At 59.2% G+C, this 12,948-nt stretch carries 13 protein-coding genes; 8 read left to right on the top strand and 5 right to left on the bottom strand.

Features of this window, described 5'->3' with window-relative positions:
• Positions 1-39: 39 nt before the first annotated feature.
• Positions 40-984: a 4-hydroxy-3-methylbut-2-enyl diphosphate reductase gene (ispH, locus tag JJD74_RS08865; protein WP_042561141.1), complete on the top strand. Its 945-nt coding sequence runs from the start codon at positions 40-42 to the stop codon at positions 982-984.
• On the opposite strand, the gene JJD74_RS08860 is transcribed toward ispH, so the two are convergent.
• On the bottom strand, positions 956-1,510 hold the full coding sequence (locus JJD74_RS08860; RefSeq protein ID WP_047303304.1) for a GspH/FimT family pseudopilin: 555 nt from the start codon (positions 1,508-1,510) through the stop codon (positions 956-958). The two genes, ispH and JJD74_RS08860, sit on opposite strands and share 29 nt — an antisense overlap.
• 130 nt (positions 1,511-1,640) lie before the next feature.
• On the opposite strand from JJD74_RS08860, the gene JJD74_RS08855 reads away from it, so the two are divergent.
• The 7 genes from JJD74_RS08855 to thiO are packed head-to-tail and all read left to right on the top strand — an operon-like array spanning position 1,641 to position 8,412.
• Positions 1,641-2,114 (top strand): GspH/FimT family pseudopilin, encoded by a 474-nt coding sequence (locus JJD74_RS08855; protein ID WP_200613093.1) that lies wholly within the window; start codon positions 1,641-1,643, stop codon positions 2,112-2,114.
• Positions 2,111-2,560: a type IV pilus modification protein PilV gene (gene pilV, locus JJD74_RS08850; RefSeq protein ID WP_200613089.1), complete on the top strand. Its 450-nt coding sequence runs from the start codon at positions 2,111-2,113 to the stop codon at positions 2,558-2,560. Before JJD74_RS08855 ends, pilV begins: the two co-directional genes overlap by 4 nt.
• The gene (locus tag JJD74_RS08845) at positions 2,557-3,270 is read left to right on the top strand and encodes a PilW family protein (protein ID WP_200613069.1); all 714 of its coding nucleotides are present in this window, start codon (positions 2,557-2,559) and stop codon (positions 3,268-3,270) included. Before pilV ends, JJD74_RS08845 begins: the two co-directional genes overlap by 4 nt.
• Positions 3,271-3,281: 11 nt before the next feature.
• A complete protein-coding gene (locus JJD74_RS08840) occupies positions 3,282-3,761 on the top strand; it encodes a pilus assembly PilX family protein (RefSeq protein WP_200613065.1) in 480 nt (159 codons plus the stop codon).
• Complete coding sequence (locus tag JJD74_RS08835) at positions 3,748-6,837, top strand: pilus assembly protein (RefSeq protein ID WP_200613058.1); 3,090 nt, start codon at positions 3,748-3,750, stop codon at positions 6,835-6,837. Before JJD74_RS08840 ends, JJD74_RS08835 begins: the two co-directional genes overlap by 14 nt.
• 15 nt (positions 6,838-6,852) lie before the next feature.
• Positions 6,853-7,254 (top strand): type IV pilin protein, encoded by a 402-nt coding sequence (locus JJD74_RS08830; protein ID WP_047303296.1) that lies wholly within the window; start codon positions 6,853-6,855, stop codon positions 7,252-7,254.
• Positions 7,255-7,311: 57 nt separating this feature from the next.
• Positions 7,312-8,412: a glycine oxidase ThiO gene (thiO, locus tag JJD74_RS08825; RefSeq protein ID WP_047303294.1), complete on the top strand. Its 1,101-nt coding sequence runs from the start codon at positions 7,312-7,314 to the stop codon at positions 8,410-8,412.
• Positions 8,413-8,503: 91 nt separating this feature from the next.
• On the opposite strand, the gene JJD74_RS08820 is transcribed toward thiO, so the two are convergent.
• From JJD74_RS08820 to JJD74_RS08805, 4 genes are all read right to left on the bottom strand, one after another.
• Positions 8,504-9,850, bottom strand: coding sequence for a sigma-54-dependent transcriptional regulator (locus tag JJD74_RS08820; RefSeq protein ID WP_200613054.1), 1,347 nt, complete (start codon positions 9,848-9,850; stop codon positions 8,504-8,506).
• Positions 9,847-11,436, bottom strand: a complete 1,590-nt coding sequence (locus JJD74_RS08815) for a sensor histidine kinase (RefSeq protein ID WP_200613050.1) — start codon at positions 11,434-11,436, stop codon at positions 9,847-9,849. The genes JJD74_RS08820 and JJD74_RS08815 overlap by 4 nt, the downstream gene beginning before the upstream one ends.
• Positions 11,426-11,659: a PP0621 family protein gene (locus JJD74_RS08810; RefSeq protein ID WP_200613047.1), complete on the bottom strand. Its 234-nt coding sequence runs from the start codon at positions 11,657-11,659 to the stop codon at positions 11,426-11,428. The genes JJD74_RS08815 and JJD74_RS08810 overlap by 11 nt, the downstream gene beginning before the upstream one ends.
• Before the next feature lie 126 nt (positions 11,660-11,785).
• Positions 11,786-12,802, bottom strand: coding sequence for an outer membrane protein assembly factor BamD (locus JJD74_RS08805; RefSeq protein WP_042561129.1), 1,017 nt, complete (start codon positions 12,800-12,802; stop codon positions 11,786-11,788).
• Between the last annotated feature and the right edge of the window lie 146 nt (positions 12,803-12,948).

Below are 12,948 nucleotides of genomic sequence, written 5' to 3'. Positions count from 1 at the left end.
GTAATTCATTGTTTTCGCGCGCAAGACACGAGGCATAGCATGCAAATCAAACTCGCCAATCCCCGTGGCTTCTGCGCCGGTGTGGACCGGGCGATCGAAATCGTCAACCGCGCCCTGGAAGTCTTCGGGCCACCGATCTACGTGCGTCATGAAGTGGTGCACAACAAGTTCGTCGTCGAAGACCTGCGCAGCCGTGGTGCGATCTTCGTTGAAGAACTGGATCAGGTGCCGGACGACGTCATCGTGATCTTCAGTGCTCACGGCGTATCGCAGGCCGTGCGTACCGAAGCCGCTGGTCGTGGCCTGAAAGTGTTCGACGCTACCTGCCCGCTGGTCACCAAGGTGCACATCGAAGTCGCGAAATACAGTCGCGACGGTCGTGAATGCATCCTGATCGGCCACGCCGGTCACCCGGAAGTCGAAGGCACCATGGGTCAGTACGACGGCAGCAATGGCGGCGCGATCTACCTCGTCGAAGACGAAAAAGACGTCGCCGAATTGCAAGTGCACAACCCGGAGAAACTGGCCTTCGTCACCCAGACAACCTTGTCGATGGACGACACCAGTCGTGTCATCGATGCGCTGCGTACGCGCTTCCCGGCCATCGGTGGGCCGCGCAAGGACGACATCTGCTACGCCACACAAAACCGTCAGGACGCCGTCAAACAACTGGCTGACGAGTGTGACGTGGTGCTGGTAGTCGGCAGCCCGAACAGCTCCAACTCCAACCGCTTGCGTGAACTGGCTGAACGCATGGCCACCCCGGCCTACCTGATCGACGGCGCCGAAGACCTGCAAAAGAGCTGGTTCGATGGCGTCGAGCGTATCGGCATCACCGCCGGTGCTTCGGCGCCGGAAGTGCTGGTGCGCGGCGTGATTCAGCAGTTGCACGCCTGGGGCGCTACCGGCGCCGATGAGCTGGCCGGGCGCGAAGAGAACATCACCTTCTCCATGCCTAAAGAGCTGCGCGTCCGCTCGATCTGACGCTTTTGGCTTTTTGACACAGCGCCTGTTCAGTCTTTTTGCTGCTCAGGCGCACGCGACCGGTCGCTGCCAGCACTATCTGGCGCTGGCTGACCGCCTCGCGAGTCGAGCAGATATGTAACGTCCCGGCCTGAAATTTGCGCCCGGGCATCAGCGGTTGCCCCAGATTGCTGAACCGCACATAACGATTCACCAGCCAATTGCCGACAATCGGCACCTTCGCATCGCTCGCATGCTCCATCAGCAGCGGGTTGTTGCTGTCCTCCGCGCCCTTGCCGCTGATATCCAGAATGATCCGCCAACCCTGACTCCAATCGCCGTTGATGCCATGAATCACCGTGGTCTGATTGCGCGTGATGGCTGTTGTGCGGGCGTTACGAATACCCTCGATCAATGACTGCGCTGCCTGGTCGCGCTGGTTCGATTCGGTGAGCGTGGCAAACGCCGGACTGACCAGCAGCAGAACAATTGCGCCAATCGCCAGTCCCATAAGCAGTTCGATCAGGCTGTAGCCTTGTTGCGACATGAAAACGCCCTCCCTGGAGTGTGATCAGCGACGCGTTCCCTGCGCCGCTGCGAGTAAATCAACCGACATGTATCGATTGAATGTTCTAGCGTGTAGAAGCAGGTATAGCCGACGGCAACGGAGGGCATCGATGGATCATCGTACAAAAGGTTTCACGCTGATCGAGTTGCTGGTCGCCATCGCGATTTTTTTGGTCCTGATCACACTGGCGGTGCCCGCTTTCACCCGATCGATACAAAGCAGCAAGGCCGATACCGAAATGGGCGATCTGCAGCGGGCGATCAATTTCGCCAGGCTCGAAGCGATTGACCGCGGCGCGACGTTGCGTCTGCGTCCGACCGCCGGGGGCAGCGTCTGGACCGGTGAGTTGGCTGTCTACGACAGTACTGGCACTGCGGCCAATGTGTTGCGGGTTGTTCCGGCGATGAGCAGCGGCGCAACTCTGACGCTAACCTCAGGAGTGACCGCGCTGGATTTCAACAACCTCGGCGGTCTGGCCGCACCCTCAACGGCAGTGGTCATCAGTTACACGCTGGGAACGCAGAGCAGGACGCTTAACGTGTGTTTGAACGGACGAATTCAATTGGGTGGAAGTTGCGGATGAGGGCAGGGAGCAAAGGCGTACAGCAGGGCATGACGCTGATCGAAGTGTTGGTCGCGTTGCTGATTCTGACGGTCGGGCTGCTAGGGGCGGCGGCGGTGCAAATCAATGCACTGAAATACACCGACAGTTCACGCATGACCAGTCAGGCCAGTTTCATCGCCTACGACATGATGGACCGCATCCGTGCCAACTCCGGTGCGAATTACACCGTTACGCCACCGACCTCGGCCAACCCTGGCAACGCCCGGGATCAGGATCTCTTCGATTTCACCACCAGTATCGTCAACTTCGGCGGGCCGACCGCGACGGGCAGCATCACCCTCAACCAGCGGGTTTACACCATCACCATCACCTGGAGTGACGCCCGGGCCGCCAACACGGCCAACGCTCAACGCAGTTTCGTCCTGAGCAGTCGCGCCGCCGTTGATCCGGTGGTCATGCCATGAAGCGCCAAAATCGCGGTTTCGGTCTTATCGAATTACTGGTCGCTTTGGCGCTGGGGCTGATCGTGGTGTTGGGCGTGGTGCAGATTTTCATCGCCGCAAAAAACACCTATATCAGCCAGAACAGCGCTGCTGCCATGCAGGAAGACGCGCGCTTCGTGTTGAGCAAGATGATCCAGGAAATCCGCATGGTCGGAATGTTCGGCTGCCTTGGCACCATCACCGATTCAAGCAATGCCGGGGACTTCAATGCGGCGCAGATCACGCCGATCAATTGGGATAACGCCAATCTCAAGTTGACGCTGGTCACGGCGGATATTGGCGGTGGCGGCGGCACACCCACCTGGACGGTGCTATCCGATTGCCGCAACAGCGCGACGGCCTATACCGGGTTGCGAAGCCCGGCGACCGGGCAAATATCTTTTCCTGTCAGACGTTTGATCTACAGCTTCAGCAATAACCAGATATTGATGGGTACTGGCAGCGGCAATCCGGCGCAACAGGTGCTGGTGAATAACGTCAGTGCTTTCAACGTGACATTTGGTGTGGCGAGTTCTGCGACGGATGTCGCAGCCTCGACCTACAGCACCAATCCGGGCGATCCGGCACTTATTCGCAGCGTGCGCCTGAGCCTGACCCTCGCCGACCCCAACAACCGGGTGCGCAATCAAACCTTCAACGTGGTTGCCGCTTTGCGCAACCGCTTGCAGTGAGGGTCAGGGCGATGAGGATTTTTCTCCATCAGCGTCAGGCGCAGAGGGGCATGGTGCTGCTGGTCAGTCTGGTGTTTCTGTTGCTGATGACGATGATCGGCCTGTCATCGATGCAGAGTGCCAACCTGCAGGAAAAAATGGCTGGGAGCGTAGGCCTGCGCAATCAATCATTTCAGACCGCCGAAGCAGCGTTGCGTGTGGGCGAGAGCGCGGTGCAACTGGACAGTTTCGCGTTGGCAGTGTGCAGCGGCACCACGCAATGTGCGCCGCCAGCCGAGTCGTCGGTGGTGAGTACGGCGGGGCTCAATTCAACCTCGGGGGTGCTCTGGATTGCCGCAGGTAACGGCTTCTATGGCGTGCAGAACATCGGTACGACGCTGACCGCCGTGAATGTGCCGAGCAACACCTCGGCGACGCTTTATCGGGTGACCGCTGTCGGCATCGCCGGTACTTCGCGTAGCGTTGTGGAGAGCATCTATGCGAAGTTTTGAACGCTGCGTATCTCTGCTGATCGGCATGCTGCTGACTTTCTATTTGGCCGCGCCGGCTTATGCGTTCACGCCGTCTGACTCGCCATTGCTGAGTGCGGCGGCGGTGCCACCGAACGTTATGTTGCTGATCGACGATTCGGGGAGCATGAACAGCATCATCTATGCGGCGGGATTCGATCCGACGCTCAACCGCACGCCCGCCCGGGAGTGCAATGCGTTTCTGGGGTTGTGCTCAGGCCTGAATGCGCCAGCGATTACGGGCGATACAGTGTTCTTGTCGAGTCTGCCGACCTCAGGTTGCTCTGGCGGTGCCTATGCGTTTTACAACAACAGCCTTGCGCCGCTTTGCCTGAAACTGCCAGACCCGGTGGGTGGCGGTAATACCCGCTACTCAGCGGATTACATTTCGTACGTGGTCGGTCTTGCCATCAACAATGGCACCCGCGACTTCACCACCGGGGCGATCCCCAACGATTACCGAATCAACGTCGCACGCAACGTATCCACGGCACTGGTCAGCAGTAACCGCACTTTGCGCATGGGCCTGTCGACGTTCAACCCGGCGACCAGCAGCAACTCTGGCAATGGAGGTTACATTGCCCGTTCCATTGCTGATCTGTCTCCGGTCGCCGGCAGCGTGACCCAAGCCCAGGCTGACTCCAATTACAACGTGTTGATCTCCTCGATCAATAACTTGAGCGCCGTGGCCAACACGCCGTTGGCGGAAACCTATTACGAAGTCACTCGCTACATGCGCGGCATGGCGCCGTTCTATAACAGTACGCCGACTACCTACACCAGCCCGATCCAGTACCGCTGCCAGAAAAATTACGGCGTGGTGATTACTGACGGCTTGCCGACTTTCGACCGTACCTTCCCGACCAATGATCCGCTGGGTACAAACCGTTTGCCGAACTGGGATGGCGTCAACAATGACGGCGACAACCTTAACGGCGACGGTGAGGGCGACACGTTGTATCTGGATGACATCGCCAAATTTGCCTACGACATCGACATGCGCTCCACCGGCACCGACGCGGCAGGCAAGAGCTGGAACGCAGTGGATTTCCCCAGGCAGAACATGAACACCTACACCGTGGGCTTCGCCGCTGACAACGACATGCTCTCGGACGCAGCGAGTTACGGGCAGGGCCGGTACTATCAGGCAACCGACAGCGCTGGCCTCAATGCTGCGTTGTCGTCGGCGCTGAGCGACATCACCTCCAAGGCCGGTTCGGGCGGTGCTGGTGCCGTTAGCGGAGCCACCCTCAGCAGTAACAGCAGTTTCTATCAAACCACCTATGACCCCAAGGACTGGCGCGGCACGATCAAGGCATTCGGCTTCACATCGGCCGGAACCGTTAATACCTCAACGGCACTCTGGAACACCGACACAACAATTGTCCCCGGGGCCACGGCGCCGACTTACCAATCATGGAACACCTCCAGTAACGCCGCCGTCACGCTGGCCTACGGTAATTTTTCCGCCGGGCAGCAGACGACACTCAGCCAGGGCCTGCCCACCGGTATCACCGGCATTGATCTGGTGGAGTGGAGCAAGGGCACCAACAAGAGCGGGCTCAAGGTGCGCAGCGTATTGCTCGGCGACATCATCAACTCGCCATTGGTGCTGGCCTCGCCTGCGGACAAAACCGCCTCCGACCTGTCGGGCGACACCACTTACAGCACTTACCTGACGACCAAAGCGGCGAACATGAGCGCCAGCCTGGTGGTGAATGCCAACGATGGTTTCGTCAACGTCATCAATTCGGCCAATGGCACCCGGCGTTACGCATACATGCCATCCAGTGTGTTGCCGTCGTTGCGCTTGATCGCCGACCCGAACTACATCAATGGCGTCAGCCACAAGTTTCTGGTCGACGGCCAGGTCGGCGTGTATGACGCGCCACTCAACAACGCCTGGAAAACCCTGGCCATTGGCGGCACCGGAGCGGGTGGCAAAACCTTTTACGCGCTGCAACTGTTCGATGCTTCCGCAGGCAACGTCATGCGTGCGTTGTGGGAAGTCAGCGCACCGACCATCGCCAACACCGGCAACGCTTTTAATGATTTGGGTTATGCCTATGCGCGACCGGAAGTGGCACGCTTGGCCGATGGTCGCTGGGCGGCGTTTATCTCCAATGGTTATGGCAGCAATTCGGGGCTGGCAGCGCTGTATGTGCTGGATGTACGCGACGGTTCGCTGATCAAAAAGATCGTTGTCGACAGTACGGATACCAGTAACGGTTTGTCCTCGGTGAAGCTCAAGGTCAACTCGCAAAATGTGGTGCAGGCTGCCTATGGCGGTGACTTGAAAGGGCGGTTGTGGAAATTCGACCTCAGCGCCACTGCGCCCGACAGCTGGGGCGTGGCGTTTTCCGGCAAGCCGCTGTTCACCACGGCGGGCGGGGCGACGCAGCCGATCACGGCGCAGCCTTTGCTGGCGGACAACGCATCGGGCGGTAAGCAGATCTTCGTCGGTACCGGTAAATTCAACGAAACCGCCGACAAGACCAACAAGGATTTGCAGGCGTTCTATTCAGTGTGGGATGCCGATGGCGGGTCCGGGCAGCTCACTGTCAGCAACTTGCAGCCGCAGGCGATTACCGGCTCGTTCTCTGGCAGTTCCGGTCAATTCCTGACCACCACGCAGAACGACACGACGTATCCGGGGGAGAAGGGCTGGTACTTGCCGCTGGTGTATAACAACGTGCTGACCGGCGAGCGAGTCATCAATCAAGCGAGTATCGTGCTGGGCCGTATCGTCTTCACCACGGCCAGCGTCGACACCACCGATCCCTGTGCGAGTTTCGGTACCGGCAAACTGGTCGAACTCGATGCGTTCAGCGGTAAGATGCTCAACTATGCCGTGCTCGACACCAATTCCGACAACCTGGTCGACAGCAATGACACGATCTCCAGTGGCGTGATATTCACTGGCGGCATTCCGACGCTGAACTTCATCTCCAGTGACGGCAAACGCAAAGGCATGACCGACACCAGCGGCACCATCACCATCATTGTTGAAAAGGGCGGCGGCGGCAGTCGTCGTATCATGTGGCGACAAATACAGTAAGTGAGAGTTTGAGGCATGCGCAGATCCAACCGAGGTTTCACCCTGATCGAAATCATGATCGTGATTGCGATCATCGGGATTGTGCTCACCATCAGCATTCCAAGTTACAACGAATACGTGAAGAAAGGCCGCCGCGCCGAAGTGGTGTCGCTGCTCTCGGAGCAGGCACAGAGCCTCGAACGTTTCTACACCAAGAACAATGTCTATACCGGTATCACCGGTTTGAGCGCGGGCAATGATTTCTACACCCTTACGCCGACGATCACAGATCAGACCTTCCTGCTGACGGCCGCCCGTAAGACGGGCACGGCCATGGCCACCGACAAGTGCGGGGATTTTACCCTGACCAATACCGGTGTCAGAAGCATGAACAACGCGACCACCGGGCTGACCACCAAGGATTGCTGGGGCCGCTGAGGCGCTTATCTTCGGGCGCCTTTTGCGCCCACTGTCTTTTTTACGGTTGGATCAAACATGACCAGGCAACAGCAAGTGGTGATTGTCGGTGGCGGGGTGATTGGCCTGCTGACCGCCTACAATCTCGCCTCCGAAGTGCGCAGCGTGGTGCTGCTGGACCGCTCGAATGTCGGCCGGGAATCGTCCTGGGCGGGCGGCGGTATCGTTTCTCCGCTGTATCCGTGGCGCTATAGCCCGGCGGTCACCGCCCTGGCGCATTGGTCTCAGGATTTTTATCCACAGCTCGGCGAGCGTTTGTTTGCCGACACCGGCGTTGATCCTGAAGTCCACACCACGGGTTTGTACTGGCTGGATCTGGACGACGAAGCCGACGCGCTGGCGTGGGCTGAGCGGGAAAACCGTCCGTTGCGGGCTGTGGATATCTCGGCTGCGCATGATGCAGTGCCGGTGCTCGGTGCTGGATTCTCGCGGGCTATCTACATGGCCGATGTGGCCAACGTAAGAAATCCACGCCTGGTGAAATCCCTCAAAGCAGCCTTGCTGGCGCTGCCGAACGTGACTATTCACGAGCAGTGCGAAGTCAGCGGTTTTGTTCGAGAGGGCGAGCGGGTTGTTGGCGTGCAGACTTCCACTGGCGTGATCACTGGGGATCAGGTCGTGCTGACGGCTGGCGCGTGGAGCGGTGATCTGCTTAAGACGCTGGATCTGACGCTGCCCGTCGAGCCAGTCAAAGGCCAGATGATTCTCTACAAGTGTGCGGCTGACTTTCTGCCGAGCATGGTGCTGGCCAAGGGGCGCTATGCGATTCCGCGTCGTGACGGGCACATACTGATTGGCAGCACGCTGGAACATGAAGGCTTCGATAAGACCCCGACCGATGTGGCGCTGCAAAGCCTCAAGGCTTCGGCGGTTGAGCTGTTGCCGGCACTGGCGGATGCCGAAGTGGTGGGGCATTGGGCAGGGTTGCGTCCGGGGTCGCCGGAGGGGATTCCCTACATTGGCCGAGTGCCAGGGTTTGAGGGTTTGTGGCTCAATTGCGGGCATTACCGCAACGGTTTGGTGTTGGCGCCGGCGTCGTGTCAGTTGTTTGCCGATGTGATGCTGGGGCGAGCGCCGATTATCGATCCGGCGGCGTATGCACCGGCCGGGCGGATTTAAAGCCAGGGTCAAAAGATCGCAGCCTTCGGCAGCTCCTACATTGGACTGCGTTTCCTGTAGGAGCTGCCGAAGGCTGCGATCTTGTAAAGGATCAGTCCAGACCGAGTTTTTTCAGTCTGTAACGCATCGACCTGAATGAAAGACTCAACCGCTGCGCCGCCGCAGTCCGATTCCAGCGGGTCTCCTCCAGCGCCTGCAAAATCAGTTTCCGTTCGACGTTCTCCAGATAATCCTCCAGATTGTCGATCTGCGTCAGATCGGCAATCGCGCCATCCGCTGCACAGTTGCCTTCGCTCAAGCGCAAATCTTCAGCCTCGATCGTACGGTTCTCGCACAAGGTATGCGCCCGTTCGAGCACGTTCTCCAGTTCCCGCACATTCCCCGGAAACCGATAGTTTTTCAGAGCCTCCAAAGCGTGCAGATGCAGGCATGCCGCTGGTTGGCCGGTGTCTTTGGCCAGGCGCTGAAGCATGTGCGCCGCCAGCACTTCAATGTCATCCCGTCGCTCGCGCAGGGGCGGCACACGCAATTCGATCACGTTTAGCCGGTAATAAAGATCCTGACGAAAGCGTTCGGCGGCGACTTCTGCGTCGAGGTCCTTGTGCGTCGCGCAGAGAATGCGCACATCGACCACGGTTTCCTGCTGACCGCCGACACTGCGTACGGCTTTTTCCTGAATCGCCCGCAGCAGCTTCACCTGCATCGACAGTGGCAAGTCCGCCACTTCATCGAGAAACAATGTCCCGCCCTGTGCTGCTTGGAACAGGCCCGGTTTGTCCTCGACCGCGCCGGTAAAACTGCCTTTGCGATGGCCGAAAAACTCGCTTTCCATCAGTTCCGAGGGTATTGCCCCGCAGTTCACCGGCACGAACGGCTTGCCGGCGCGAGGCCCTTGTTCGTGGATCAGTCGTGCGACCAGCTCTTTGCCGCTGCCGGATTCGCCGCTGATGTACACCGGAGCCTGGCTGCGAGCGAGCTTGTCGACTTGTTTGCGCAGGTTGCGCATCGGCGGCGAATCACCCAGCAAGCGTCGATCAATTGAGGTGCTTGCGTCGCCAGCGGCGGGCATGCGCAGTGCTGTCGCGACCAATTCCCGCAGTCGGGTGAGATCTACCGGTTTGGTCAGAAAGTCGAAAGCTCCCGCCTTCAACGCATTGATTGCCGTTTCCAGGCTGCCGTACGCGGTGATCATCGCCACCGGCAGTTGTGGATAACGTTGCTGAATATGCTGCACCAGTTCCAGCCCCGTGCCATCGGGCAGGCGCATGTCGGTCAGGCACAGGTCGAAGGTCTCGCGCTGCAACAGCGCCTGGGCCTCACCCAGATTGCGTGCGCTGTAGCTGTTGAGTTTCATCCGTCCCAGAGTGATTTCCAGGAGTTCGCGGATATCGGGTTCGTTGTCGACGATGAGGATTTTTTGCCGTGGGCTCGTGTTCAACTTTGTTTCCGTCCGTGAGCAAAGGTGATGCGAAAGCAGCCGCCGCCTTGGCGTGGATTGAAGTCTAGGCGCGCTTGGTTGCTTTCGCACAGCTCACGGGACAGATAAAGCCCAAGTCCGGTGCCTTGGCTGCTGGTGGTGAAGAACGGTTCGAACAGATGCGCTTGCTGATCAAGCGGTACGCCGGGGCCGTTGTCCTGAACCTCGAGCACCGCCAGTTGGCTCTCGGGTTCGATGAACAGGGCCAGCCAGACCTCGGCCTGATCATGCAGCATGGCGCTGTGACGCCAGCCGTTGCGTAAAAGATTGTCGAGAATTTGTGTGAGCTGGTTGGGATCCATCAAGGTGGCGAAGTCGCCCGAGTTGATGCGCAGATGAATCTTCTGCCGCTCGTTAGCCTGTATGCGGCTCTCAGTGACGAAGTTTTCCAGCCACGGCTTGAGGTCCAGCCGTTGTGGAGCGCTCTGTTGACGGCGGGACAGTTGCAGGACGTTTTCGATAACTCGGTTCATGCGCTGGGAGTGGTCTTGAATAATCTGCGTCAGACGCCGATCCGCGCTATCGAGTTCCTCGGACTCCCCCAACAACTGCGCGGCATGACTGATGGCGCCCAGCGGATTGCGAATCTCGTGGGAAATGCCGGCCGTCAAACGCCCGAGCGCGGCAAGTTTCAGTTGCTGGGCTTGTTGAGCGATCTGCGCGAGGTCTTCGAGAAACACCAGGGTTTGCTGATTGGGGCTTTGTTCGAGGGCGATGAAGCTAGGCTGCAGTTCCAGACCGTTGCCGGGGATTTTCAGACTTTGTGGGCGCAGTGTCGGGTTGTTCAGCCACAGTTGCAGGCGTTCGACCAGCGCGGTCGAATAATCGTCGATCAAATGGCCCTGAAGGTGCGATTGCGCGAGCAGGGTCTGCGCGCTGTGATTGGCCAGTTGTACCCGGCGTTGTTCGTCGAGCACCAGGATCCCGGTGCGCATGCGTTGCAGGATCAGCGCATTGAGAGCCTCCAGACCGACCACTTTGCTGGCGGTTTGCTCGGCCAGGGTTTCGCTGACCTCCAGCCGCCGGACCAGCCCCTGCACCAGCAACGACGCGGCAAAACACAACGCGCCGAGGGTGCCGGCCTGCAGGTATTCGTTGGCGCTCAGGGGATGGCTGAAACTCAGCAGAAAGCTTAAACCGACAATGCCGATGGCGCCGATGGCGGCGATCAGCAGACCGATGCGGCGGCGCAGCAAGGTATTGCTGATCGCCACAGAAACGATCAGCAAGTTGCCGAGCGCACTGGCCACGCCGCCAGCCGCGTAGAACAAGCCGCACAGCATCAGAACGTCGACCAGCGCCAGGCTGAACAATTGCGCGGGGCGTCGGGTGTTCTCCAGGAACACCACCAGCAAAATGTTCAGCACCAGGTACAGCCAGCTGCCGTTGCGCAGCAGGTCGTCGTTGGCCGACGTCAGCAGGCGGTTGTCCATGTTGCTGGAGATCAGCAGCACCAAGGTGATGCCGATACTTAAACGGTAAAGATGATAAAGGCGCAGCAGACGCTGAGCCTGTTTGCTGTCGGCGTGGGAGGCCTCAGCGATCACTGGAACCTGGGCCTTGCTCGAGATGAGTCTGGCTGCAATACCACTGTTGTTGAAGGCTCAGCGCGCGGTCGCGGGGCAGATGCACGCCGCAATGGGCGCAGCGCACCATCGGCGCAGCATCTTGCTCGCGAGGAGACTGGGCGGACGAAGCAGGGGCCTTGAACTTGCGCCACAACCAAATCGCGGCAAATATCAGGGCAATCCAGAACAATAAACGAAGCATGATGAGCGGCTTTTCGACGGATGATTCGGCAGTTTAGCCAAGGTCCTGACAAGCGCACAGCGCTATTAAGGGCGGTAATGAAAAAGGGAGATCCGAAGATCTCCCTTTTCTGTGCATCCGGTGTGATCAGTCGAACACGCCGAAAGTCATGTAGCTGAACCACGAGCGGTCGGTATCGGCAGATTCCGGCTCCGGCTCTTCGATCACGTCGCCGTTCTCGTCTTTAGGCTTGAGCTCGTTCGGGATCGAGTCTTTCGCGTCCTGGTACTGCTTCTGCACGTCCTGGTTGGCGCGGGTCTCTCCCGGCGGCAGTGGCGGACGCGACTCGATCAGACCGAGGGTCGCCTTGCTCAGGAACGAACGGTTGTCGGCTTCTGCAACCCTTGGCACGAACTGGCCGTCTTGCAGGGTCGGGTGATCCGGGTAGTTGAGCTTCAGGGTTTCCAGGCTGGTGTTGGCCAGTTCGTCCAGGTGCAGACGCTGGTAAGCCTCGGTCATCACCGCCAGGCCGTCGCCGACCGATGGGGTTTCCTGGAAGTTTTCCACTACATAACGGCCACGGTTGGCGGCGGCGACGTAAGCCTGACGGGTCAGGTAATAGTCGGCTACGTGGATTTCGTAGGCGGCCAGCAGGTTGCGCAGGTAAATCATGCGCTGCTTGGCGTCCGGCGCGTAGCGGCTGTTCGGGTAGCGGCTGGTCAGCTGCGCGAACTCGTTGTAAGAGTCGCGGGCAGCGCCCGGGTCACGCTTGGTCATGTCCAGCGGCAGGAAGCGCGCCAGCAGGCCGACGTCCTGGTCAAAGGAAGTCAGACCCTTGAGGTAATACGCGTAATCCACGTTCGGATGCTGCGGATGCAAACGAATGAAACGCTCGGCGGCAGACTTTGCAGCCTCCGGCTCAGCGTTCTTGTAGTTGGCGTAGATCAGTTCGAGTTGTGCCTGATCAGCGTAGCGACCGAACGGATAACGCGACTCCAGGGCCTTCAGCTTGGCTGTGGCGCTGGTGTAGCTATTGTTGTCCAGGTCCTGCTGAGCCTGCTGATACAGCTCGGCTTCACTCAGGTTTTCGTCTACGACTTCCTTCGATGAGCAAGCAGCGGTCAATGCGAGGATGGCGATCAGCAGCAGGTGTTTCACTTGCATGGCGGCTTGCGTCCCTATGACGGCCGCTGTCTTGGGCGGGGCCGTCCTGTTATGATGAGCGCCCCGTTGAAAAGCCTCGGGGCAAAAGACGCCGTATTTAACCACAAGCGCGCAGCCGAAACCAAAAGCTGTGCCGACGCACAGTC

It is taken from the genome of Pseudomonas sp. MF6776, assembly GCF_016613125.1.
In the GTDB taxonomy this organism is placed as follows: Bacteria; Pseudomonadota; Gammaproteobacteria; order Pseudomonadales; family Pseudomonadaceae; genus Aquipseudomonas; species Aquipseudomonas iridis.
Note: the sequence above shows the minus strand (reverse complement) of the source record. Positions and strands in the feature narration are given on the sequence as shown.

Excerpts from the sequence above, each read along its gene's own strand:
- JJD74_RS08835 (WP_200613058.1), top strand. The coding sequence starts at position 3,748 with ATGCGAAGTTTTGAACGCTGCGTATCTCTGCTGATCGGCATGCTGCTG.
- thiO (WP_047303294.1), top strand. The coding sequence starts at position 7,312 with ATGACCAGGCAACAGCAAGTGGTGATTGTCGGTGGCGGGGTGATTGGC.
- pilV (WP_200613089.1), top strand. The coding sequence starts at position 2,111 with ATGAGGGCAGGGAGCAAAGGCGTACAGCAGGGCATGACGCTGATCGAA.
- JJD74_RS08810 (WP_200613047.1), bottom strand. The coding sequence starts at position 11,659 with ATGCTTCGTTTATTGTTCTGGATTGCCCTGATATTTGCCGCGATTTGG.
- JJD74_RS08845 (WP_200613069.1), top strand. The coding sequence starts at position 2,557 with ATGAAGCGCCAAAATCGCGGTTTCGGTCTTATCGAATTACTGGTCGCT.
- JJD74_RS08840 (WP_200613065.1), top strand. The coding sequence starts at position 3,282 with ATGAGGATTTTTCTCCATCAGCGTCAGGCGCAGAGGGGCATGGTGCTG.
- JJD74_RS08805 (WP_042561129.1), bottom strand. The coding sequence starts at position 12,802 with ATGCAAGTGAAACACCTGCTGCTGATCGCCATCCTCGCATTGACCGCT.
- JJD74_RS08830 (WP_047303296.1), top strand. The coding sequence starts at position 6,853 with ATGCGCAGATCCAACCGAGGTTTCACCCTGATCGAAATCATGATCGTG.
- JJD74_RS08855 (WP_200613093.1), top strand. The coding sequence starts at position 1,641 with ATGGATCATCGTACAAAAGGTTTCACGCTGATCGAGTTGCTGGTCGCC.
- ispH (WP_042561141.1), top strand. The coding sequence starts at position 40 with ATGCAAATCAAACTCGCCAATCCCCGTGGCTTCTGCGCCGGTGTGGAC.
- JJD74_RS08860 (WP_047303304.1), bottom strand. The coding sequence starts at position 1,510 with ATGTCGCAACAAGGCTACAGCCTGATCGAACTGCTTATGGGACTGGCG.